Origin of the sequence: Stutzerimonas nitrititolerans, from assembly GCF_003696285.1 — a bacterium.
Taxonomy (GTDB): domain Bacteria; phylum Pseudomonadota; class Gammaproteobacteria; order Pseudomonadales; family Pseudomonadaceae; genus Stutzerimonas; species Stutzerimonas nitrititolerans.
The window spans coordinates 143,848-165,966 of the sequence record NZ_RFFL01000011.1 but is presented as its reverse complement, the minus strand read 5'-3'; the positions used below and the strand labels follow the sequence as shown (position 1 = coordinate 165,966).

The following is a 22,119-nucleotide window of genomic DNA, read 5'->3' as shown; positions in this document are numbered from 1 at the left end:
GGCCCTCATGGAACGAATCAGTCGTTCGTTCCGCCCTCCAGCAACGCCTTCACCGCCGGCCATTCGCGGTCGGTGATGCTGTACAGCACGGTGTCATCCAGACGCCCCTCCGCGAGGCGGCGATGATTGCGCAGCAACCCTTCGCGCTGGGCGCCCAGTTTCTCGATGGCGCGTTGCGAGCGCAGGTTGCTCGCCGCGGTCTTCAATTGCAGGCGTACCAGTTGCCACTCCTCGAAGGCATGCTTGAGCAGCAGGTACTTGATCGAGGCATTCAGACCGCTGCCGTGCTCGGCGCGATCGATCCAGGTCCAGCCCAGCTCGGCGGCCGGCAGGGCCGGGTTGAAGTCGGCGACGCGCGTGGTGCCGATGATGCGATCGGCCAGGCGCAGGGTGAACACCACCGCACGTTCTTCCCGCTGCTCGGCCAGCGCGTGACGATACCAGTCGGGGCGCAAGGGCCCGTTCATGTAGATCAGCTCTTCACGGTTTTCTTCGGCCAGCTCGACCAGGGCAGGAATATCGGCCTCCGCCAGCGGGTCCAGACGCATGGCGCCTCGCTGCAAGGTGACCGGACGCGGCGTGAACATTGGTTTCTCCTGATGAATGAAGAGACGGCCAGGCTGTTGAGATCGTTCGCCGGGCCGGAAGTGCCCGGCGGCGCAACTCCCATTCGGACCGAACCGGCCATGGTGAACGAAACGACCAGCCGAACCTGCGCCCAATCGTCGCTGGGCGCCACGGATGATAACCCGAGAAAAGCGCCGAGAAGCTTCTGGCGCAGTACTTTCGCCTGTTCCGCAGCGGTTCGCCAGCTGCATGCGACCATGGTCGCAGCCGCCACACGCGCCCCTCGTTTGCTGCGAAACTTTATCCATATCCGATTTATATGAGCGGCAACATCCCGGTTCGTTGAAAACCAGCCAAGCTTGAGTATCACCACGGAACGATACGACCCTGGTCCGTAGCATGGCGCTGTTGCCAGCGCGCCAGCCGGCCGAATCGCTCCGGGTATGCTCGTTGGTATCGCTTGCCCGATTCGCCCGAATCGAGGTCGGGCGGGATGACCGCACGTCTTGCTGCTTGGAGTTCGCATGTCGCTGTCCGGTGGGCTGATCGCTCTGGTCGCCCTTTCCTACATGGCTGTTCTGTTCGCCATCGCCTTCTATGGCGACCGCAATCGCGACCAGATGTCGCCGCGCCTGCGCCCCTGGGTCTACAGCCTGTCGCTGGCCGTCTGGTGCACCAGCTGGACCTTCTTCGGCGCGGTCGGGCAGGCTGCCGAACAGCTCTGGTCGTTCCTGCCGATCTATCTGGGTCCGATCCTGCTGATGCTGCTGGCGCCTCATGTGTTCCAAAAGATGATCATGATCAGCAAGCAGGAGAACATCACCTCGATTGCCGACTTCATCGCCGCGCGCTACGGCAAGTCGCAGCTGCTGGCCATCGTGGTGACGCTGATCTGTCTGGTGGGCGTGCTGCCCTATATCGCCCTGCAGCTCAAGGGCATCGTGCTGGGCGTGAACCTGTTGATCGGCAATGAGGGCGAGGCCGTCGCCGGCTCCGGCACCCAGGACACCGCGCTGATCGTGTCCGTGGCCCTGGCCCTGTTCACCGTGCTGTTCGGTACGCGCAACCTGGACGTGACCGAGCACCATCGCGGCATGGTTCTGGCGATCGCCTTCGAGTCACTGGTCAAGCTGCTGGCCTTCATGGCCGTCGGGGCCTTCGTCACCTTCGGCCTGTATGACGGCTTTGGCGACCTGTTCAACCAGGCCCATGCCAGTGCGGAGCTGTCGAGCTTCTGGGAAGTCACGGTGAACTGGCCGGCAATGGTGGTGCAAACCGGCGTGGCGATGATGGCCATCGTCTGCCTGCCACGGCAGTTTCACGTCACCGTGGTGGAGAACATCGAGCCGAAGGACTTTCGCATGGCGCGCTGGGTATTCCCGCTGTACCTGGTGCTTGCCGTGTTGTTCGTCATCCCTATCGCGCTGGCCGGACAGATGCTGCTGCCGGCGGGCATCAGCCCCGACTCCTTCGTGATCAGCCTGCCGCTGGCCGAGAGCCATCCGGCTCTGGCGATGCTGGCTTTCATTGGTGGTGCCTCGGCGGCAACCGGCATGGTCATCGTCGCCAGCGTGGCGCTGTCCACCATGGTCTCCAACGACATGCTGCTGCCCTGGCTGCTACGCCGCCAGGAAGCCGAGCAGCCCTTCGAGGCCTTCCGCCACTGGATGCTCTCGGTCCGCCGCATCACCATCATCGTGATCCTGCTGCTGGCATACGTCAGTTACCGGCTGCTGGGCAGCACCGCGAGCCTGGCGACCATCGGCCAGATCGCCTTCGCCGCCCTCACCCAGCTGGCCCCGGCGATGGTCGGCGCGCTGTACTGGAAACAGGCGAACCGCCGCGGCGTATTCGCCGGCCTCACCGCCGGCTCGCTGATCTGGCTCTATACGCTGATCCTGCCGCTGCTCGGCTGGCCGCTGGAAATGTTCCCCGGCCTGCAGTGGATGTACACCACCGACCTGCCCTTCAATACCAGCGCACTGACACTCGGCGTGATGCTCTCGCTGCTGGGCAACGCCACGCTGTTCTTCTGGGTCTCGATACTGTCGCAGACGCGCGTGGCCGAGCACTGGCAGGCCAGCCGCTTCATCGGTCAGGAAATCGCCTCGCCCACCGGTAGCCGGCGCCTGCTGGCCGTGCAGGTCGAAGATCTGCTGATGCTGGCGTCGCGCTTCGTCGGCGCCGAGCGTGCCGAGCTCAGCTTCCAGCGCTTCGCCCGCCATCACGGCCAGGAGTTCTCCCCGCGACAACCCGCCGATGGCCAGTGGATCGCGCATACCGAGCGCCTGCTGGCCGGGGTGCTGGGCGCCTCTTCCACACGTGCGGTGGTCAAGGCTGCGCTCGAAGGCCGCGACATGCAGGTCGAGGACGTGGTGCGCATCGTCGGCGAAGCCTCCGAAGTACTGCAGTTCAACCGAGCCCTGCTGCAAGGCGCCATCGAGAACATCACCCAGGGCATCAGCGTGGTCGACCAGTCGCTGCGCCTGGTGGCCTGGAACCACCGCTATCTGGAAATGTTCGACTACCCCGACGGGCTGGTGTACATCGGTCGCCCCATCGCCGACATCATTCGCTACAACGCCGAACGCGGGCTGTGCGGCCCGGGCGATGCCGATACCCACGTCACCAAGCGTCTCTACTGGATGCGCCAGGGCCGTGCGCATACCTCCGAGCGCACCTTCCCCAATGGCCGGGTGGTGGAACTGATCGGCAACCCGATGCCCGGCGGCGGCTTCGTCATGAGCTTCAGCGACATCACCGCCTTCCGCGAGGCCGAGCGGGGGCTGAAAGACGCCAACGAGGGCCTGGAACAACGCGTCAGCGAACGGACCCAGGAACTGTCGCTGCTCAACCAGGCCTTGACCGACGCCAAGAGCACTGCCGAGGCGGCCAACCAGTCGAAGACGCGTTTCCTCGCCGCGGTCAGCCACGACCTGATGCAGCCGCTGAACGCCGCGCGCCTGTTCTCCGCCGCCCTGTCCCATCAGCACGACGCCCTGCCGCGCGAGGCGCAGGAACTGGTGCATCACCTGGACAGTTCGCTGCGCTCGGCCGAGGATCTGATCTCCGACCTGCTGGACATTTCGCGCCTGGAAAACGGCCGTATCACCCCAGATCGCAACGCCTTCGCACTGTCGAACCTGTACGACACGCTGGGCGCCGAGTTCACCGTGCTGGCCGCCAAGCAGGGCATTGATTTCCGCGTGCACGGCAGCCGTCTGCGCATCGACAGCGATATCAAGCTGCTGCGCCGGGTGCTGCAGAACTTCCTCACCAACGCCTTCCGCTATGCCAAGGGGCGCGTGGTGCTCGGCGTACGGCGCCAGGGCAAGTCGCTGCGCCTGGAAGTCTGGGATCGCGGACCGGGCATCGCCAAGGACAAGCTGCGGGTCATCTTCGAGGAGTTCAAGCGGCTCGACAGCCATCAGACACGTGCCGAAAAAGGTCTGGGCCTCGGGCTGGCGATCGCCGACGGCTTCTGCCAGGTGCTCGATCATCCGCTGTCGGTGCGCTCGTGGCCGGGCAAGGGCAGCGTGTTCAGCGTGACGGTGCCCATCGCCGCCAACGTAGTGAAGCAGTATCGTCTCAACGGCAAGATCGAGCCGCAGCACACCGCCCTGACCGGGGTGCAGGTGCTGTGCATCGACAACGAGGAAAGCATCCTGATCGGCATGCACAGCCTGCTGTCGCGCTGGGGCTGCCAGGTCTGGACCGCGAGCAATCGCGCCGAATGCGAAGCCCTGCTGGCCGAGGACGTACATCCGCAGCTGGTGCTGGTGGACTATCACCTGGATCACGGCGAAACCGGCTGCGATCTGATGGCCTGGCTGCGTATGCGCCTCGGCGAACCGGTACCCGGCGTGGTGATCAGCGCCGACGGCCGCCCCGAGCTGATCGCGACCATCCATGCCGCCGGCCTGGACTACCTGTCCAAACCGGTCAAGCCCGCCGCCCTGCGCGCGATGATGAGTCGACACCTGCCGCTGAACTGAATCGCAACGGATTTGCCTCAGCGCAAGTCCGCTGCGTGGTCCTGCGAATAGACTGGTCCTGTTCTGAACTGCAGGCTGCCGCTCATGACCCTGGAATTGCTCTTGAATCTGGCCACGGCTCTTGGCGTGGGTCTGCTGATCGGTACCGAACGCAGCTGGAGCGAACGACACCGCGACGCGCAGGAGCTGGCCGGCATGCGCACCTTCGGCCTCAGCGGCCTGTTCGGCGGGCTGGCGGTGCTCGGCGCCGATCACTTCGGCGCCATGGCCTGGATCGCCATGTTCGTGGTGCTGGCCCTGCTGGTCATCACCGGCTACCTGGTCGAATCCCGCGCCAATGCCGATCACGGCCTGACCACCGAGGTGGCGATGCTGCTGACCTTCCTGCTGGGCAGCCTGGCGGTGGCGGAAAGCCGGCTGCTGGCCGCTGCCCTGGCGGTGGTGGTGGCGCTGCTGCTGAGCCTCAAGGCACGGCTGCACGGCGCTCTGCACAAACTCAGCGAGGAAGAGGTCAGCGGCGCACTGAAGCTGCTGTTCATTTCCGTGGTGTTGCTGCCTGCCCTGCCCAACCAGGGCTACGGCCCGTGGCAAGCCTTCAACCCCTATACCACCTGGTGGATGGTGGTGCTGATCGCCGGGATAGGCTTCGCCGCGTACGTGGCGATCCGCCTGCTGGGTACCCGCCACGGGCTGATGATCACCGCGCTGCTCGGCGGCATCGTCTCCTCCACGGCGATGACCATCACCCTCTCACGCCTCGACGAGGGCAAGCTCCGGCCGGCGCTGGCGGCCGGCCTGCTGGTGGCCTCGGCCTTGATGTTCCCTCGGGTGTTGCTGGAAGTCGGCCTGGTCAATCCCTCCCTGCTGCCTTCGCTACTGCCCGCGCTGCTGGCGACCGGGCTGACCTATGCCGCCGGCGCCCTGTTTCATTACCTGCGCGCGGCCCAGCAGCCCGAGAACCCCGCCGAGCTGCCACTGAAGAACCCCTTCAAGCTGGGCCCGGCACTGCGCTTCGCCGCGTTGCTCGTGCTGATCCTGTTCCTGGTCGAAGGTGCGCAGCATGCTCTGGGCGATACCGGCGTCTACCTGGTGTCGCTGCTGTCCGGGCTGACCGACGTGGATGCCATCACCCTGTCGCTGGCCAGCAGCGCGCAGACCGACCTGAGCAACCAGGTCGCGGTGCGCGGCATCTTCCTCGCCGCGCTGAGCAACAGCCTGGCCAAGGCCATGCTGGTCCTGGTTATCGGAGGCCGCCAGCTGGCGGCGATGACACTGCCGTTCATGTTCGGCGGGATACTTATCGGGCTTGTAGTGCTGCTGCTCACCTAGGGTCGACGTTCGCGCTACAACCCCTATTCCTCGACTTCTCCCGGCAAGGGCGTTTCGGCGCCGGCGCGCTCCAGCCAGTCGGCTGGCAGGCGCTTGCTGGCGCGGGCGCCGAGCAGCTTGAGCTGTTCGGCGCGACCGACCAGATTGCCGCGGCCATCGGTGAGCTTGTTGCGTGCGCCCAGGTAGGCCTTGTCCAGCTGTTGCAGGCGGCTGCCGATCTCGTCCAGGTCCTGGATGAAGGCGGCGAACTTGTCGTACAGCGCCCCGGCGCGTTCGGCGATCTCACGGGCGTTCTGACTCTGCCGTTCCTGGCGCCAGAGGCTGTCGATCACCCGCAGCGTGGCCAGCAGCGTGGTCGGGCTGACGATCACGATGTGCCGGCCGTAGGCTTCCTGGAACAGCTCCGGGTCGGCCTGCAGGGCGGCCGCGAAAGCCGCTTCGATGGGCACGAAGAGCAATACGAAATCCAGGCTCTGCAAGCCTTCGAGACGCTGATAGTCCTTCAGCGACAGGCCTTTGAGGTGGTTGCGCAGCGATTGCACGTGCTGCTTCAGCGCCAGCGCGCGGCTGCCCTCGTCCTGCGCACCGGTCAGCATCTGATAGGCGGTCAGACTCACCTTGGCGTCCACCACCACCTGCTTATCGCCAGGCAGCTGGATCAGCACGTCCGGCTGGAAGCGCTCGCCGCTCGCACTCTTGAGGCTGACCTGGGTGTGGTACTCGCGCCCTTTTTCCAGCCCCGCATGCTCGAGCACCCGCTCGAGAATCAGCTCGCCCCAGTTGCCCTGGGTCTTCTGCCCCTGCAGGGCGCGGGTCAGGTTGGTCGCCTCGTCACCCAGACGCTGGTTGAGCTGCTGTAGGCGCTCGAGCTCCTTGGCCAGGGAAAACCGCTCGCGAGCCTCGCTCTGGTAGCTTTCCTCGACGCGCTTCTCGAACGACTGGATGCGCTCCTTCAGCGGATCGAGCAACTGCCCCAGGCGTTCGTGACTGGCCTCGGCAAAGCGCTGCTCGCGCTCATCGAAGATCTTCCCGGCCAGCTCGGCGAACTGCGCACGCAACTCGTCGCGAGCCGCCTGCAGATCCTGCAGGCGCTGCTGATGGGTCTTCTGCTGTTCGTTCAGCTCGGCGCTCAGGCTCGCGTGGGCGGCGCTCAACGCACGCAACTCGGCCTGCTGCGCATCGCGCTCGGCATGCAGATCGTCGAGGGCTTCCCGAGTCTCCAGGCGCTGGGCCTGCAACCACTCCGTCTCCCGGCGCAGGGCCGCCAGCTCGGCCTGCAGCAGCGAACGCGATTCGGCGAGGTCGGCCTGCTCCTGCTGGCTGCGCTCCAGCTGAGCGCTGAGCCCCTCCTGCGCCAGCGCGGCTTGCCCCAGGCGCTCGTCGAGCAGCGCCTGCTCGGTCTGGCTGCGCGATAGCCGCCGCTGCAGGACGCCCGCCAGCGCAGCCAGAACCAGGCAAAGGCTGCCGAGCCCGGCACTCAGGTAGTAAGGGTCGAGAGGCATGGGCTGCTCCGAGAAAAGTGTCCGGCAGTATATCGCGCGGAGTCAGGAACGACGGCCGTTCCGCGCTGTACGGATCAAACGGGCGGCACGAGCGCCGCCCAGGTACGAAAAATGAAGTGGGTCACAGAAAAAATTCCATCCACAGAAGCTGTGGATAACTCAGTGGACAAGCCGGTTACAGTTTTCTCCAGCGCCGATATTTCGGGGGCTGCGGTCAAACTGGCGGTTTTTTCGCCACTGCAAAATTCCCATATTTTTCAGCTAGTTAAATATTGCTCTATGTGCTTGACGGTTTGCGACACTTTGTCATAAGCGCTTGACAAAGCGGCATCGCAAAATGTGCACAAGTTGCCGGGACAACACGCGCATCGCCCGCGCCAAGCGGCTCCGCGGCTGTTCAAGCGGCAAAAATAATGGAACTTTTTCGCGGCATTGGTGTGCGGAACGCCAGCCCTGAATCCGTTCGTCATCGGTCATCCGCCCGGCTTATGCTGTGCCTTCGACCGGATCAGGAAGCACCATGACGAAGCGGCGACAACTACTGCTCGGGATGCTCTCAGGCGTGCTTCTGCTAACGCTGGGCCTGGGAGCCTACGGCTATTACCAGTGGCAGCAGTTCAAGCAGGCGCAGGGCATAGTCGCACTCGACCTCGACGGCCTGCGTCTGACATGGAAGGGGCTTCAGCTGGACCGGATCAAGCTGTCGCGCCAGTCGAGCGCAGGCGAAAGGCTCGATCTCGCAGTCGATGGCGTACGGCTTAAGCTGAACGCCTGGTGGCGGCCGCTGCCAGCCGACTCGCTGTATATCGAGCACGTCCAGCTGCAATGGCAGCCCGCACCGGAGCCGCATGCGGATGACACACCCGACGAACCCCTTACCTTGCCCGCCCGCGAGCAACTGGAGCGCTGGGCGGCCTGGATACCTCGCAACGGCCACATCGCCTCTATCGACCTGGCCTTGCCCTGTCTGCAAGGCACCTGTACCGAGCAGGCCGAACTTCACTGGCGACATGGCGGCGCGCAGGCCCTGCCGCTGACGGCAAGCCTGCATCTGCTGCGCAACGAGCATCGTCTGACGCTGCAGGCGAACGCCGCCGAGGAACAGGCCACGCTGCATTTCGACCTTCAATTGCACCTCGACGAGCAGCTGCGCCTCAGTTCGCAGCACCGGCTGACTCGTGCCGCGCAGGCGACAGGCTGGGAAGGCACACTGGCCATGAGCGAGCTGCCCGAGGCCCCATGGCTGCTGGACTGGCTGGGCGAATGGCTGCCTTACGAACCACCAGCGTTCGCAGAGCTGCCGCAGCAGATGCGCATCGGTGCCGGCTGGAGCATGCAGCTCGATGAGCGGAATCCGTCGAACTGGCGCGCGCTGCGCGGCGAATTCCGGCTGTCCGCTGATCTGCCGGCACCCTGGCCGATCGTAGGGCTCGGGCAGTTGCAGGGCCGGCTGGACCTGACCGCCACGGGTAACGATGGCCTGTGGATACCGACCGAGATGGCGGCGGACCTGCAGTTGCAACCGGCGCCCCCGCTGGTCGCCGACCTGCCCGAGCCGCTGCGCCCGACGGCCCTGCACCTGCGGGTCACACCCGGCGCGGCCAGCGAGTCCTCGGGAGAGCTGCCGCTACAGCTGCAACTGGCGGCCCAGGGCAACAGTCCCGCCACGCTGGCTGCACGCCTGGCCCTCGATACCGCCGCGCCCTACTCCCTGCGTTTCACCGAGACCCGACTGAAGCTTGAGAGCCCCGCGCTACAGCTTTCCGACATGGCCCTGAAGGGGCTGAACGCCGACCTTCGGCTCAGCGGCGAGGCCAGCCAGCAGGCGGCCCGTGTACGACTCGAAGCAGGCTCGCGGTTCACCCTGGCCGGCCTGACCCGCGGCCCAGATCTCGCCGCGAGCAAGCTGCAACTGGACCTCGCAGGCCTGGCCGTCGAAGCGGATCTGGCCGACCAGCAATTGCAGCGCCTGCAAGCCAGCGGCCCAATGGCGATCAAGCTCGCCCAACTGCGCCAGCCGGCGCTGCGCCCGCAAGGCTGGCGCTGGAACGGGCAGCTGGACACCGATCTGCAACGACTCTCACTGCAAGGGCCGCTGACCAACGATAGCGGGCTGGCACTGTCGCTGAAGCTCGCTCACGACTGGCCACGCGCGACCACCCGCCTGAACGCGAACCTGCCGGAAATATTCCTGCGTGCGGGCAATCCACTGGCCTCGACCCTGGCCGACTGGCCGCCTCTTCTGGAGCTGAATACCGGCCGGCTGCAAGCGCAGGGGCAGCTCGACCTGCCCGCCAAAGGCCCACTCGCCGCCAGCGCCACGCTCGATGCACGCGGGCTGGGTGGCATCTTCGACCGCACCGAACTGAGTGGGCTCGATACCAGCCTGGCGCTGACGCTGCAGGGCGAGCGACTGCGCCTGAAGGTGCCCGAGCTGACACTGAAGCAGGCCAACCCTGGAATAGCCTTCGGCCCGCTGAGTTTCCGCGGCGAGTATGTCGGCAGCCTGGAGCGGCTCGAACAGGGGCGGCTCGACTGGCAGAACGCCGAGGTTCGAGTGCTGGGCGGCCGGCTCTGGCTCGATCCCGGCGCCGCCGACCTGGCTGCCCGCGAGCAACGCCTGAGCGCACACCTGCGTGGCCTGCAGTTGCCGCTGCTGCTGGAGGCCTACCCGACCGAAGGCCTGGCCGGCACCGGCGTCATCGACGGCGAGTTGCAACTGCAGCGCAGCGAAGCCGGCCTGAGCATCGAGAAAGGTTCGCTACAGGCACGCGAACCGGGCGGCGTGCTGCGCTTTCGTTCGGCGAAGATGCAGGCGCTGGGCCAGTCCAACCCGGCGATGCGCCTGGTGGTCGAGGCGCTGGACGACTTTCACTACCACCTGCTCACCAGTGATGTGCACTACTCCACCGAAGGCAAGCTGGACCTCGGTCTCAAGCTGAGCGGCCGGAATCCGGCCCTGGAAGGTGGTCGACCCATCAACCTGACGATCAACCTGCAGGAGGACATTCCCGCCCTGCTGACGAGTCTGCAACTGTCCGACCGGGTCAGCGAAACCATCCGGCGGCGCGTGCAGGAACGCCTCGAATGAGGCACTGTATGCGCACCCCCGCCAAGGAGAAACCGGTCATGCGGTTGCGCCACCCGATCAGCATCCTGATGCTGGCCCTGCTCGCCAGCGCCTGTACCCCGAGAGTGGAACTGGCCGTGCCCAACGAGCCGATCAACATCAACCTCAATGTGAAGATCGAGCACGAGATCTATATCAAGGTCGACAAACAGCTCGACTCGATCATCAACGAAGACAGCGGTCTGTTCTGAGGAGCCTCATGAAAACCCATCTCAAACTCGGCACCCTGTTCCTGGCGCTGTGCCTGGCCCTGCCCGCCGCCGCCATGTCCCTCAACGAAGCCATGTCCGCGCTGGGTCAGGCCAAGGCCAGCGGCCAGCTGGGCGAGAAACCGGACGGTTATCTGGGCGTGGTGCAGTCCAGCGGCCAGGCCGAGGAGATCGCCAGCCAGATCAACCAGGCACGCCGCGCCGAATACCATCGCCTGGCGCAGAAGAACGGCATCAGCGTCAGCGACGTGGAGGCCATCGCCGGCAAGAAGGCCATCGAGAAAACCCCACCGGGGCAGATCATTCAGCTCAATGGCAGCTGGGTGAAGAAGTAACCGAGACCACGGGGCGCACCCCACTAGGCGTGCCCCGCCCTTTCCTCAGAACCAGGCCGAGAGCGTCAGCGAGCCGAACTGATCGTGCTCGTCCTGGCCATGAAATTCCTTCGTCCGCCAGACACTGGCGAATGCCAGCTGCCAGCTGTGCCAGGTCAGCGCGACGCCGGCCTTGGCATCACCGACCCATTCGCGGCTGTCCACCGAATGGCTGTCCTTGAAGGTGTTGCCCTCGAGCAGCATGTTGTGCGCCATGTAGCGACCTTCCAGGTTGGCGAACAGGCTCCAGGCGAAGCCACCACCCTGGTCGAAGTACATGCTGCCGCTCTGCGCCGGCGCCACCGCCGGGATGCTGAAGCTGCGCGCCAGCCCCTGCCCGATGCGCACACCCAGCCCCGCCGAACCATAGGTGTAGAGGTTGCCCAGCGAGCCTCCCAGGCTCGGCCCGTATTCGAGCTCCAACCCGGCGAAACGCTGTTGCAACCACCAGCGTTTCTGATAGCCGATGTTGACGAAGGGCTCGTTGCGCAGCTGGTTGTTCCAGCCCCTGGGCTCATCGCTGTCGGTGATCTTGTGCACGCCGCGCTGAATTTTCTTGCCACCCGCTCCCGGGCCGACCAGGCCGACATCCAGGTGCAGGCCACTGGTCTCGCGCCAACCCTCGTAGGCCAGATCGCTGAACATCGAAACGCCCGCGAACAGCAACCCGGCATAGGGCCGGTCGTCCTCGATCAGGTCGGCGGTCTCGATCTCGTTCGGCGTGTATATCTGGTGACCGAACCGATAGGCAACATTGTCGATTTCATCGGAGGCCCAACCCGGCATCGCGGCGGCGAAACGGCGCGACCAATGGTCGGCCTCCGGCTGGAAGGACCGCATCAGCTCGAAACCGTTGGTGTAATGACCATCACTGCCGCTTGAGATGATGTCGTTTTCGATCTTCAGCGAATACAGGTCCGCATGGCTGGCCAGCGGAACGAGGCCGATGAATACGGCGAGGGATGCACGAAGGGGAAGACGCGGGATTGCCATGACCCAACTCCTTGGTTACATGCAATTGAGAATGTATGCACCGGATTTAGAGCGGACCGTTCTGAAAAACGTTCAGTCAGTCGGAGCTGACGGGCCAAAGAAGCAGAGTCGGATGATGCGCGAGCTTCAGAGGGCGGTACCTTTCGAGGGGATATGGAACAGCGGCAGCATCGCGCCTTCGTGCTCCAACAACTGCACCTTCTTGGCGAGGCCGCCGGCATAACCCGTCAGGCTGCCGTTACGTCCAACGACCCGGTGACAGGGAATGATGATGGAGATCGGGTTGTGCCCCACCGCGCCACCCACCGCCTGGCTGGACATGCTGGGCAGGTTCGTCCGGTTGGCCACCACCCGGGCGATCTCTCCGTAGGTCGTGGTCTCGCCGTAGGGAATCTCGCACAAGAGCGCCCAGACGGCCTTGCGGAAGCTGCTGCCGGAGGGCTCCAGCGGCAGGCTCGCGATGGCCGGCTGCTCACCGGCGAAGTACTGATCCAGCCACTGTCGCGTCTGGATGAACAGCGGCAGGTCATCCTGCGGGACAAGGTCACCCGTTACGCAGCCTCCGAAATACTTCTGCCCTTCCATCCACAACCCCACCAGATGGCTGCCATCGCTCGCCAGATGCAGGGGGCCAAAGGGAGATGGGTGGATCGTCGAATACAACATAACGGTGTCGCTCCAGAAGCGGTCGTCAAGGTGGAATTCCATGGCAGGCCATGGAAAATACCTGTCTTTTCCAGTGTCGTGTCGCAAAACTGCCTACCACGATCGCCCCCAACGAAGGACAGCCATGATCAAGCCTTTGCCGATCTTCCTGAGAGAGATCGATGACGCCGCCTGGATCGTGCATTCCAGCGCGACGGACTATCCCGATGGCTGGGTCATCGAGCCCCATTCGCACAACAAGGATCAGCTGATTCATGCGATCGAAGGCGTCATGGTCGTGTACACCGATCAGTGCCAGTGGACAGTGCCGCCCAATCGCGGAATCTGGATGCCCAGCGGCCGGGTCCATTCGATTCGCTGCGCCGGCCCCCTGAAGATGCGCAGCGTCTTCATCCAGGCCGGCCGGACGTCGAGCCTACCGGCGGCAACGACGATCCTGAGCATTTCGCCGCTGCTCAGCGAACTCATCAAGGCATCGGTCGGCATGAAGCTGACCCCGCACGAGAACTCCCGCGAATCGCGGATCATGAGCCTCATCCTGGACGAAATCTCCCTGCTGCCCGCCGTGCCCCTGCAGCTCCCCCAGCCAGCCGACGCTCGCCTCAGACAAATCAGCGCCGCCCTGGTGGCCAAGCCCGACGACAACTCCACGCTGCATGACTGGAGTCGGGAGCTGGGGATCGATGAGCGAACCATCCAGCGCCTGTTCCAGAAAGAGACCGGCCTGACGTTCGGCCAATGGCGGCAGCAGTTCCGACTGTTGCTGGCGCTGGAGATGATCGCGCGTGGCGACAAGGTCATCGATATCGCCGCGCAACTCGGCTATGAAAGCCCGAGTGCCTTTACCGTCATGTTCAAGAAGCAGTTCGGCAAGACGCCGAGCAACTTCTTCAAAGACCAGGGCGGCAAGTAGCAGCACCGGGCGATGTCAGAGCCTGGCATCGCTCCCGTTCAATGCCGCTCAGCCTTTCGGTTGCAGCGCACGCGTGCGCGGCAGGAACGCGGTCACCAGACCGAGAAGCGGCAGGAACGAAACCAGCTGGTATACCCAGACGATGCCGTGACTGTCTGCCAGCTCACCCAGCCCGGCGGCGCCGATGCCGCCGATGCCGAACATCAAGCCGAACATCACGCCAGACACCATCCCCACGCGCCCCGGCACCGCCTCTTGCGCATATACGACCAGCGCCGCGAACGCAGACGACATGACCAGGCCGATCATGATGGCCAATACCGCAGTCAGCGTAGGGCCGGCATAGGGCAGCGCCAGTGCGAACGGCGCGACACCCAGGAACGAAATCCAGATGACCGCCTTTCGCCCTATCCGATCGCCCACCGGGCCGCCGGCGAAGGTGCCGGCTGCAACCGCCGCCAGGAAGATGAACAGATAGATCTGGCTCTCCTGGACGCTCAGGCTGAAGCGCTCGATCAGGTAGAAGGTGAAGTAGTTGGTGAAGGCGGCGATGTAGACGAACTTGGCGAACATCAGGATGGCGATCACCACGATTGCCTGAATCACCTGTGCGCGATTCAGGCCTACAACCTGGTTGCGGGCGAGACTCTTGAGCTTCGCCTGTCCGTGCCGGATGGTCCACGCGGTGAGCCTCGACAACACGAAGATCGCCAACGCCGCGGCGAGCATGAACCAGGCGATCGCGTGCTGTCCGTAGGGGATGACGATGGCGGCGGCCAGCAGAGGGCCGATGGCCGAGCCCGTATTGCCGCCGACCTGGAAGGTCGATTGCGCCGTCCCGAAGCGGCCGCCCGAAGCCATCCGTGCAACTCTCGAAGCTTCCGGGTGGAAGGTCGCAGACCCGACACCCACCACCGCGGACGCCACCAGGAGCATCTCGTAGCTGCCGGCAAAGGCGAGCAGCGCGATGCCGATGAAGGTCACCACCATGCCCGAGGGCAGCAGGTATGGCTTGGGGTGCTTGTCGGTGTACAGGCCGATCCATGGCTGCAGCAGAGAGGCCGTGACCTGATAGACCAGCGCGATCCAGCCGATCTGCGCGAAGCTCAGCGAAAACTGGGTTTTCAGCATCGGGTACACGGAGGGCAGTACGGCCTGGATGAGGTCGTTCAGCAGATGCGAGAAGGCGGCGGCCCCCACCACCGGCAGGAGAAACGGATGGGCCTGGTGGGACGTTGATGTGTCCTCTGGAACAGGCGCGACAGGAGCGAGTTCGGCTGTATTGGTTGTCATACGCAAGGCTTCGAATGGATAGATTCCGCGGCGGCCGGCCAAGACGTGGCGGGCCGCTGTTACGGCACGCAGGCAAGCTTAAGTTCGCTTCCCGCGACTGTCTCACGGGATTCGGGCGCGAAGCGTCGCGTTTAGGACATTTCGGCAATCAATCGACCCGGCGAGTTGTGGTCGACACCAATGCATTGCCGGAACGGGAAGGATGCGGCGAGCGATAATGAAGCCGCTCGACGGCATCCGGGGTGGGTGCGTAACGCCGAGCTTTCTGTCAGATACCGCTACGGCCGGTCAGCTCACACCCTCGAAGCGCGCATAAGGGTTGCTGCAGGGCAGTCGGTAACCGAGGAAAGACACCTTGGGGTTTTCCGCCTGGCGCTGACGCAGATAGTCGGTCGAGACCATGAAATCGGTGACCAGGCGCCGCTCGAACTGGTCCACTTTCGGGTTGGTGTAGTCGCTGCCCAGCCCCGTCTGCGCACGTATCTTGTACAGCGCCATCAACGCCTTGAGCTTGCGGGCACCATAGTGCTCGGTCATGGCATCGACGAACTTGCGCTGATCCTCGGCCTCCATGCGGAAGTCGCCGACCAGTTGCTGCAGCAGCTGCGGCACGAACACGTGGCTGTCTTCATAGACCCAGGCCGCAGAGCCCACGGCGGCGACACCGAGCGTGGCGGCGGAAGCGATCAGTAAGGTGCGACGTTTCATCGGTGGTGGTTCCTGGACTTAGCTATACAACAGATCGGCGGCGCGCAGAGACAAGGCGGCGGCGGTCAGGCTGGGGTTGGCGGGCGAGCAGCTGGGGTAGGTGGAGGTGCCCACCACCACCAGATTGCGCATGCGGTGGTGCAGCATCTGTCCGTCGACCACCGAGCCGTCATCAGCCTGCCCCATGCGCAGCGTGCCCTGCACATGGGATTCGGTCAGGCGCCATTCGCGGAAATGGATCGACTCCACCGGCAACGGCGCCAGCAGCTTTTCCAGGTTATCCAGGCCGAACCGCACCCCCTTCATGCCGTAGTCGGCCTCGCCCCGGTAATCGATGATCGCATCGCCCGTTTCGGGATCGACGATCACCCGGTTTTCGATATTGGGCAGGTCCTCGCCGACCACCATCAGCGGCAAGGTCTCGTTCCAGCGACCGCGTTCGGGACGCAAGCCATAGGGCCAGCGGTTCTCGAAGTACACCAGGCAGGCCGAATGCTCCTTGCGGAAATCACCGTCGTAGAGGGAATAGTTCAGGCCCGTGGTGATGGTGCTGCCATCGAAATTGCCCAGCCCGTCGAGATACACCTCGACGTTGGCACCCACCTGCTCATGCAGACCCATGCCGGTTTCGCCGTCATCGATACCCGAACGGAGCAGGATGGCCGGGCTCTGGATGGCGTTGGCGCCGAGCACGAACAGGTCGCCACGCACCTTGAATTCGCCCTCCTCGGAGCGAATGGTCGCCGCCTTGATGCTGTTCCCCTCGTATTCGAGCGTGCGCACCTCCGCCTTCAGGCACACGTCCACCTTGGGATGGCTGAACAGCTCGGCGAAGCCGTTCTGCGCGGTGAACTTGGCATTGACCGGGCACAAGTTGCAGGTCGCATTGGCGCAGCAGACGCCACGCTTGCCAGTGGCCACCCGCGCCCGCCCGGTGGGCATGATGAAATGATGATCGGGCATCGCCTGCTTCATGATCATGTCGATCGAGGAGCCCTTGTGCGGCGGCTGCGGGAAGGGCTGGCTGCGCGGCAGCACCTTGCCCATGTCCGGGTCGCCGGCGATCGACATGATGGTTTCGGCCTGGCAGTAGTAGGGCTCGAGATCGGCGTAGCTCAGCGGCCAGTCGTGGCCCACGCCGTAGCGCGTACGGAGGGCGAAATCGCTGGGATGCAGGCGCGGCGTCTGCGAGAACCAGCAGTTCATGCCGCCCCCCAGGGCAATGGTGGTGTTCCAGGGCTTCTCGCCGCGGTTGTCGTAGGTCGATTCCGGCTTGATGAGGGAGCTCTGCTGGTTCTGGATCTGCCAGTCCCAGGCATGAAAGTCGCCCCACTCGATGATCAGGGCGCGACCGGTGAGGTGTTTCAGCGCCTCGCTGAGAAAGAAGCACGAACCAAAACCGGACCCTATTACCACCAACTCGTATTGCGCTTCGTTGACGTCCCTGCTGCTGACACGATTGATTTCCACGAACTCTCTTCCCTTCTGCACAGCGACGTTTTCCGAGCCGAGCCGTCAGCTCGATAGCGGCACGCCCGTCGTTTCGCCTGAGCAATGCCAAGATAACGTGACTGGAGAGGCGCGATTAAGTTCCGAATCAGCCGGGAATCCGCACCTTTTGCAAGCGGCTGGGCGCGTCACTCGGGCAGGCCGGCCCTGCGCAGCCCATCGACCAGCACGGCGAGATGCTCCGCCCGCTGGATCGGCAACCAGTCGGCGACGGAGCCAAGCCGCAGGCGGGAATCGAGCCGGCGCAATTGCTCCAGCGCTCGCCGCGCCTCGGTCAATCTCCCCGCCAGCGCATGGCTGGCCGCCAGGATGGCGACGGCCAGGAGAAAGCTCGGCAGTTCCCGAAACGCCTTCTGCGCCCATGACGAGGCCGCCTCGAAGTGCCCCTGGAAAAGGTTCGCCAGCGCCATGCCCGCCTGCATGCGATACAGCTCCGGATCGAGCGGGCTCAAGCGCATGGCATGGGCGAGATATTCGATGGCAGCGCCGGTTTCACCGTGCCAGATGCGCAGGAAGGCACCGAGAAACCACGCCGCCGCCAGGTTCGGATTCAGCACCAGCGCCCTGTCCAGCAAGGCGATGCCGCCCTCCAGTTCGCCAGCAAGATGACCGAGGGCGTGTCCGCTGCGGGTCAGCGCGACGGCATCGCCCCGGTTCAGCTCCACCGCCCGCCGAGCCAGGCGGATTCCCTCCTGCGTTTCGCCTGGCCGATCCTCCATCCAGCCGTTGACCTTGCGCCAGCAGTGACACCAGGCCGCCATGGCGTAGGCCGAGGAAAAATCCGGGTCGATCTCGATGGCCTTGCGAAACAGCATCAGGGCCTGGTCGATGGTCTCCCGCGAGCCGTGATGCAGCCTGGCCATGCCACGCAGGTAGTAGTCATAGGCATCCAGGCTTTCCGTCGGCTTGTGCTTGGCGCGCTCCATCTCCACGCGTTCGAGCTGCGGCGCGATGGCGCCGACCACGCTCTCGGTGACCTCGTCCTGCAGCACGAAGATGTCCTCCAGCACGCCTTCGAAACGCCCCGCCCAATGGTGCGCCCCGCTCGCCGCGTCGACCAGTTGCCCCGTGATACGCACACGTTTCCCGGCCTTGCGCCAACTGCCCTCCAGCACATAGCGCACGCCCAGCTCGCGACCGACCTGCTTCACATCCACCGTGCGGTTCTTGTAGGTGAAGCTCGAATTGCGCGCGACGACGAACAGCCAGCGATACTGCGACAACGCCGCGATGATGTCCTCGACCACGCCGTCGGCCAGGTAGTCCTGTTCGGGATCGCCACTCAGATTCACGAACGGCAGCACCGCGATGGAGGGTTGGGTGGGCAACCTCGGTGCCGTGCCGCCCTCCTCGATTGCCTGTACCGGGTCGGCCGACGCACCGGCATCCATCGAACCCTCCACGACAAGCTCGGCCACGAAGCGAAACCCCTTGCGGGCAATGGTTCGAATCACGCGCTGTTGCTGGCCGTTGTCACCCACCGCCTTGCGCACCGCGTTGATGTGGCTGGCCAGGGTCGACTCCGAAACGATTCGCCCATCCCATACGGCGCCGATCAGATCGTCCCGGCTGACCACCCGCCCGCGGTTTTCCGCCAGGTAGGCCAGCAGGTCGAAGACCTTGGGTGCGACCGCGATGGCCTCGGCGGCGCGGAAAAACTCGCGTCGGTCCAGGTCGAGCACGCAATCGTCGAACAGATAACGCATACGGAGCTCCTTGCTCGGGGGCCGTCCAACGTGGGGCCGATGCCCTCCTGTTCAAAGGCCCAGGACGAATATCCAAGCGCAATCCAAGGGAAAGCCAAGGTCGTGACAAGGTCTTCCCGCCACCAGATCCGCATGCTGGAACCCTCGATCAACACAACGCTGATCGATAACGCATCGAGGACCACAACATGAAAATAGTCGTAGTTGGCGGTAGCGGCCTTATCGGGTCGAATGTCGTGCACAGGCTGCGTCGCGACGGTCACGAAACCGTCGCGGCCTCTCCGGGTAGCGGCGTGAATACCATCACCGGCGAGGGCCTGGCACGTGCACTGGAAGGCGCCCAGGTGGTGATCGACGTCGCGAACTCACCGTCTTTCGAAGATGGGGCGGTACTGAAGTTCTTCGAAACCTCCAGCCGAAACCTGCTCGCCGCCGAGGCGCAGGCCGGTGTGGAGCACCACCTGGCGCTCTCGGTGGTCGGCACCGATCGACTTTCGCAAAGCGGCTACTTTCGCGCCAAGATCGCGCAGGAAAAGCTGATCCAGGCCTCGAGGATTCCCTACACCATCCTGCGCGCGACGCAGTTCTTCGAGTTCGTCGGAAGCATCATCGAGGCCGCCAGCGAACGCGACGGCATTCGGCTTTCCCCGGCCCTCATACAACCCATCGCCGCCGATGACGTCGCTGCCGCCCTGGCCGACCTCGCGGTCGGAACGCCGCTGAACGGCATCGTCGAAATCGCCGGCCCGGACCGTTTTCCGCTCGATGAGCTCGCACGCAAGTTTCTGGCCGCGCGGGCGGACTCGCGCCAGGTCATCGCCGACGTCCACGCGCGCTATTTCGGCAGCGAGCTGAACGACCGATCCCTGGTCGCCGGCGACAGCCCGCGCATCGGCCCGACCCGTTTCCAGAACTGGCTCAGCCGCACCTCGCAGTAAGCAGCCACTCCGGGGCCCGCGCCGCCTGGTTTGCCTAACATTCACGAGGAACCGCCATGTCCACTTTCTTCAGACCCATCGCCCTTGTCATGGGGTTGCTCATTACAGCCACGACCGCCAGTGCGCAGGAGCACGCCCCACCGGTGCAGGTCACCGCCTTGATGACCAAGGCCCTGGCCGACCATCCGGGCAAGGAAGCCGCGATCATCGAGGTGACCTATCCACCGGGCGGAGGCGATCCCGTTCACCGGCACAACGCGCACGGCTTCGTCTACGTGATCGAAGGTTCGATCGTGATGGGCGTGCGCGGCGGCGAATCCGTCACGCTGAAGCCGGGCCAGCTTTTCTACGAAGGCCCGGACGACATCCATACGGTCGGACACAACGCCAGCGCCACCGAGCCGGCAAAGTTTCTGGTCTTCCTGCTGAAGAACAGCGGCGAGCCTATCCTGACGCCGGTGCGCTGATTTCGTCGCGGAATTGTTGCCGTTTCAGACGTGGCCGCGTTGAAACGGCAACAGGGCCAGTCGAACGTTAGAGACATTCGCGAAGCCAGCGACTTGCTCTTCACATATGGAAATCCGTATATTCGACTTTCCGTATATCCAAGCCCTCACCATGATCACCCCACCCGATGTCTTCAAGAGCCTGGCCGATGAGACCCGCGCTCGCGCCACCCTTCTGATCGCCAACCTGGGCGAACTCTGCGTCTGCGAGCTGATGTGCGCGCTCGGTGACAGCCAACCGAAGATCAGCCGCCACCTCGCCCAACTGCGCAACAGCGGCCTGCTGCTGGATCGCCGGCAAGGCCAATGGGTGTACTACCGCCTCAATCCGCAGCTGCCCGCCTGGGTACAGGAGCTGCTGCACGTGACACTGCAGGCCAACATCGAGTGGCTGCAGCACAACCTTTCCCGCCTGCAGAACATGGACGGCCGTCCCGTCCGCGATGCCGCCTGCTGCTGACCCCGCCTGAACGAGTCAACCATGCTGATTGCCGTTGCCGTATTCGTCTTCACCCTCGTGCTGGTCATCTGGCAACCCAAAGGCCTCGGTGTGGGCTGGAGCGCCACCATCGGCGCAGCCATCGCCCTGGGCGTCGGTGCGGTGTCGTTGCAGGACATCCCCGTGGTGTGGGCCATCGTCTGGAATGCCACCGCCACCTTCATTGCCGTGATCATCATCAGCCTGTTGCTGGATGAGGCGGGCTTCTTCGAGTGGGCGGCCTTGCACGTAGCGCGCTGGGCCAGGGGCAGCGGCCATCGCCTGTTCTGCTTCTGCGTGCTGCTGGGGGCGGCTGTTTCGGCGCTGTTCGCCAACGACGGCGCGGCGCTGATCCTTACTCCCATCGTCATGTCCATGCTCATCGCCCTGCGCTTCTCGCCCGCCGCGACCCTGGCTTTCGTCATGGCCGCCGGGTTCATCGCCGACACCGCCAGCCTGCCGCTGGTGGTGTCCAACCTGGTGAACATCGTTTCCGCCGACTATTTCGGGCTGGGCTTCGCCGAGTACGCTTCGGTGATGGTACCGGTGAGCCTGGCCAGCGTTGCGGCCACCTTGCTCGTGCTGTTCCTGTTCTTCCGGCGAGACCTGCCGCAACGCTATGCCCTCGATGCGCTGCCGGAGCCGAAGACGGCCATTCGCGATCGCGCCACCTTCGTCGTGGGTTGGTGGACGCTGCTGGTGTTGCTGGTCGGCCTCTTCGCCCTGGAGCCCCTGGGCATTCCGATCAGCGTGGTGGCCGCTGCCTGTGCGGCGATGCTCTTCGCCGTCGCGGCCCGTGGTCATCGGATTTCCACCCGGCGCGTACTGCGCGAAGCACCCTGGCAGGTGGTGGTGTTTTCCCTCGGCATGTATCTGGTGGTGTACGGCCTGAAGAATGCCGGCCTGACGGACTTTCTCACGTTGCTGCTCGACGGCCTGGCCGAGCAGGGCCTCTGGGCCGCGGCCATCGGCACGGGTGTGCTTTCGGCACTGCTGTCCTCGGTGATGAACAACATGCCCAGCGTGTTGATCGGTGCGCTGTCGATCCAGGCCAGCGGCGCCGAGGGCGTCGTCCGCGAGGCGATGATCTACGCCAACGTCATCGGCTGCGACCTCGGCCCGAAGATCACTCCCATCGGCAGCCTGGCCACGCTGCTCTGGCTGCACGTGCTGGAGCGCAAGGGCATGCGTATCACCTGGGGTTACTACTTCAGGGTCGGCATTTTGCTGACCTTCCCGGTCCTGTTCATCACCCTTTCGGCCCTAGCGCTGCGCCTGAGCCTTTGACGACCGCCCCGGCGGC

At 64.5% G+C, this 22,119-nt stretch carries 18 protein-coding genes; 10 read left to right on the top strand and 8 right to left on the bottom strand.

What is annotated here, in order from left to right; genetic code table 11:
* Nucleotides 1–17: 17 nt before the first annotated feature.
* Nucleotides 18–587: a GNAT family N-acetyltransferase gene (locus EA795_RS15005; protein ID WP_058075249.1), complete on the bottom strand. Its 570-nt coding sequence runs from the start codon at nt 585–587 to the stop codon at nt 18–20.
* A gap of 504 nt (nt 588–1,091) precedes the next feature.
* On the opposite strand from EA795_RS15005, the gene EA795_RS15000 reads away from it, so the two are divergent.
* Both EA795_RS15000 and EA795_RS14995 read left to right on the top strand, forming a co-directional pair.
* Nucleotides 1,092–4,562, top strand: a complete 3,471-nt coding sequence (locus EA795_RS15000) for a hybrid sensor histidine kinase/response regulator (RefSeq protein WP_122078178.1) — start codon at nt 1,092–1,094, stop codon at nt 4,560–4,562.
* Nucleotides 4,563–4,646: 84 nt separating this feature from the next.
* Complete coding sequence (locus EA795_RS14995; protein WP_058078220.1) at nt 4,647–5,891, top strand: MgtC/SapB family protein; 1,245 nt, start codon at nt 4,647–4,649, stop codon at nt 5,889–5,891.
* Nucleotides 5,892–5,914: 23 nt separating this feature from the next.
* Here the strand turns inward: EA795_RS14995 and EA795_RS14990 are convergent, their stop codons facing one another.
* Nucleotides 5,915–7,393: a DNA recombination protein RmuC gene (locus EA795_RS14990; protein WP_122078177.1), complete on the bottom strand. Its 1,479-nt coding sequence runs from the start codon at nt 7,391–7,393 to the stop codon at nt 5,915–5,917.
* Nucleotides 7,394–7,913: 520 nt separating this feature from the next.
* On the opposite strand from EA795_RS14990, the gene EA795_RS14985 reads away from it, so the two are divergent.
* Genes EA795_RS14985 through EA795_RS14975 form a run of 3 tightly spaced genes read left to right on the top strand, consistent with a single transcriptional unit; the run spans nt 7,914 to nt 11,067 of the window.
* Nucleotides 7,914–10,484, top strand: a complete 2,571-nt coding sequence (locus tag EA795_RS14985) for an intermembrane phospholipid transport YdbH family protein (protein WP_170162238.1) — start codon at nt 7,914–7,916, stop codon at nt 10,482–10,484.
* 38 nt (nt 10,485–10,522) lie between these two features.
* The gene (locus tag EA795_RS14980; protein ID WP_014852431.1) at nt 10,523–10,714 is read left to right on the top strand and encodes a YnbE family lipoprotein; all 192 of its coding nucleotides are present in this window, start codon (nt 10,523–10,525) and stop codon (nt 10,712–10,714) included.
* An 8-nt stretch (nt 10,715–10,722) separates the two neighbouring features.
* Nucleotides 10,723–11,067, top strand: a complete 345-nt coding sequence (locus tag EA795_RS14975; RefSeq protein ID WP_058078217.1) for a YdbL family probable chaperone protein — start codon at nt 10,723–10,725, stop codon at nt 11,065–11,067.
* Between the two features lie 45 nt (nt 11,068–11,112).
* Here EA795_RS14975 and EA795_RS14970 read toward each other — a convergent pair whose 3' ends face one another.
* Nucleotides 11,113–12,099 (bottom strand): lipid A deacylase LpxR family protein, encoded by a 987-nt coding sequence (locus tag EA795_RS14970; protein ID WP_122078175.1) that lies wholly within the window; start codon nt 12,097–12,099, stop codon nt 11,113–11,115.
* Between the two features lie 126 nt (nt 12,100–12,225).
* Nucleotides 12,226–12,807, bottom strand: a complete 582-nt coding sequence (locus EA795_RS14965; protein WP_205891494.1) for a methylated-DNA--[protein]-cysteine S-methyltransferase — start codon at nt 12,805–12,807, stop codon at nt 12,226–12,228.
* 82 nt (nt 12,808–12,889) lie between these two features.
* On the opposite strand from EA795_RS14965, the gene EA795_RS14960 reads away from it, so the two are divergent.
* Nucleotides 12,890–13,678 (top strand): AraC family transcriptional regulator, encoded by a 789-nt coding sequence (locus EA795_RS14960; protein WP_122078173.1) that lies wholly within the window; start codon nt 12,890–12,892, stop codon nt 13,676–13,678.
* Between the two features lie 48 nt (nt 13,679–13,726).
* Here EA795_RS14960 and EA795_RS14955 read toward each other — a convergent pair whose 3' ends face one another.
* The 4 genes from EA795_RS14955 to EA795_RS14940 form a co-directional block, all read right to left on the bottom strand.
* Nucleotides 13,727–14,971, bottom strand: coding sequence for an MFS transporter (locus EA795_RS14955; RefSeq protein ID WP_205891493.1), 1,245 nt, complete (start codon nt 14,969–14,971; stop codon nt 13,727–13,729).
* Nucleotides 14,972–15,259: 288 nt separating this feature from the next.
* Nucleotides 15,260–15,679, bottom strand: a complete 420-nt coding sequence (locus tag EA795_RS14950; RefSeq protein ID WP_122078171.1) for a hypothetical protein — start codon at nt 15,677–15,679, stop codon at nt 15,260–15,262.
* Nucleotides 15,680–15,697: 18 nt separating this feature from the next.
* On the bottom strand, nt 15,698–17,149 hold the full coding sequence (locus EA795_RS14945) for a GMC oxidoreductase (protein WP_122078169.1): 1,452 nt from the start codon (nt 17,147–17,149) through the stop codon (nt 15,698–15,700).
* A gap of 167 nt (nt 17,150–17,316) precedes the next feature.
* A complete protein-coding gene (locus tag EA795_RS14940; RefSeq protein ID WP_122078168.1) occupies nt 17,317–18,894 on the bottom strand; it encodes a winged helix-turn-helix domain-containing tetratricopeptide repeat protein in 1,578 nt (525 codons plus the stop codon).
* Nucleotides 18,895–19,082: 188 nt separating this feature from the next.
* Here EA795_RS14940 and EA795_RS14935 point away from each other — a divergent pair, with 188 nt between their 5' ends.
* The 4 genes from EA795_RS14935 (at nt 19,083) to EA795_RS14920 (ending at nt 22,103) form a co-directional block, all read left to right on the top strand.
* Entirely contained in the window at nt 19,083–19,832 is a 750-nt protein-coding gene (locus EA795_RS14935; protein WP_122078166.1) for an SDR family oxidoreductase, read from the top strand.
* Nucleotides 19,833–19,888: 56 nt separating this feature from the next.
* Nucleotides 19,889–20,299, top strand: coding sequence for a cupin domain-containing protein (locus EA795_RS14930; protein WP_122078165.1), 411 nt, complete (start codon nt 19,889–19,891; stop codon nt 20,297–20,299).
* 151 nt (nt 20,300–20,450) lie between these two features.
* Entirely contained in the window at nt 20,451–20,798 is a 348-nt protein-coding gene (locus tag EA795_RS14925) for a metalloregulator ArsR/SmtB family transcription factor (protein ID WP_122078193.1), read from the top strand.
* A gap of 21 nt (nt 20,799–20,819) precedes the next feature.
* Nucleotides 20,820–22,103: an arsenic transporter gene (locus EA795_RS14920; RefSeq protein WP_122078163.1), complete on the top strand. Its 1,284-nt coding sequence runs from the start codon at nt 20,820–20,822 to the stop codon at nt 22,101–22,103.
* Nucleotides 22,104–22,119 lie beyond the last annotated feature (16 nt).

Coding starts and splice junctions, on each gene's coding strand:
- EA795_RS14940 (WP_122078168.1), bottom strand. CDS start 18,894: ATGCGTTATCTGTTCGACGATTGCGTGCTCGACCTGGACCGACGCGAG.
- EA795_RS14970 (WP_122078175.1), bottom strand. CDS start 12,099: ATGGCAATCCCGCGTCTTCCCCTTCGTGCATCCCTCGCCGTATTCATC.
- EA795_RS14965 (WP_205891494.1), bottom strand. CDS start 12,807: ATGGAATTCCACCTTGACGACCGCTTCTGGAGCGACACCGTTATGTTG.
- EA795_RS14990 (WP_122078177.1), bottom strand. CDS start 7,393: ATGCCTCTCGACCCTTACTACCTGAGTGCCGGGCTCGGCAGCCTTTGC.
- EA795_RS14955 (WP_205891493.1), bottom strand. CDS start 14,971: ATGACAACCAATACAGCCGAACTCGCTCCTGTCGCGCCTGTTCCAGAG.
- EA795_RS14930 (WP_122078165.1), top strand. CDS start 19,889: ATGTCCACTTTCTTCAGACCCATCGCCCTTGTCATGGGGTTGCTCATT.
- EA795_RS14980 (WP_014852431.1), top strand. CDS start 10,523: ATGCGGTTGCGCCACCCGATCAGCATCCTGATGCTGGCCCTGCTCGCC.
- EA795_RS14985 (WP_170162238.1), top strand. CDS start 7,914: ATGACGAAGCGGCGACAACTACTGCTCGGGATGCTCTCAGGCGTGCTT.
- EA795_RS14975 (WP_058078217.1), top strand. CDS start 10,723: ATGAAAACCCATCTCAAACTCGGCACCCTGTTCCTGGCGCTGTGCCTG.
- EA795_RS14935 (WP_122078166.1), top strand. CDS start 19,083: ATGAAAATAGTCGTAGTTGGCGGTAGCGGCCTTATCGGGTCGAATGTC.
- EA795_RS14920 (WP_122078163.1), top strand. CDS start 20,820: ATGCTGATTGCCGTTGCCGTATTCGTCTTCACCCTCGTGCTGGTCATC.
- EA795_RS14995 (WP_058078220.1), top strand. CDS start 4,647: ATGACCCTGGAATTGCTCTTGAATCTGGCCACGGCTCTTGGCGTGGGT.
- EA795_RS14960 (WP_122078173.1), top strand. CDS start 12,890: ATGATCAAGCCTTTGCCGATCTTCCTGAGAGAGATCGATGACGCCGCC.
- EA795_RS14925 (WP_122078193.1), top strand. CDS start 20,451: ATGATCACCCCACCCGATGTCTTCAAGAGCCTGGCCGATGAGACCCGC.
- EA795_RS15005 (WP_058075249.1), bottom strand. CDS start 587: ATGTTCACGCCGCGTCCGGTCACCTTGCAGCGAGGCGCCATGCGTCTG.
- EA795_RS15000 (WP_122078178.1), top strand. CDS start 1,092: ATGTCGCTGTCCGGTGGGCTGATCGCTCTGGTCGCCCTTTCCTACATG.
- EA795_RS14950 (WP_122078171.1), bottom strand. CDS start 15,679: ATGAAACGTCGCACCTTACTGATCGCTTCCGCCGCCACGCTCGGTGTC.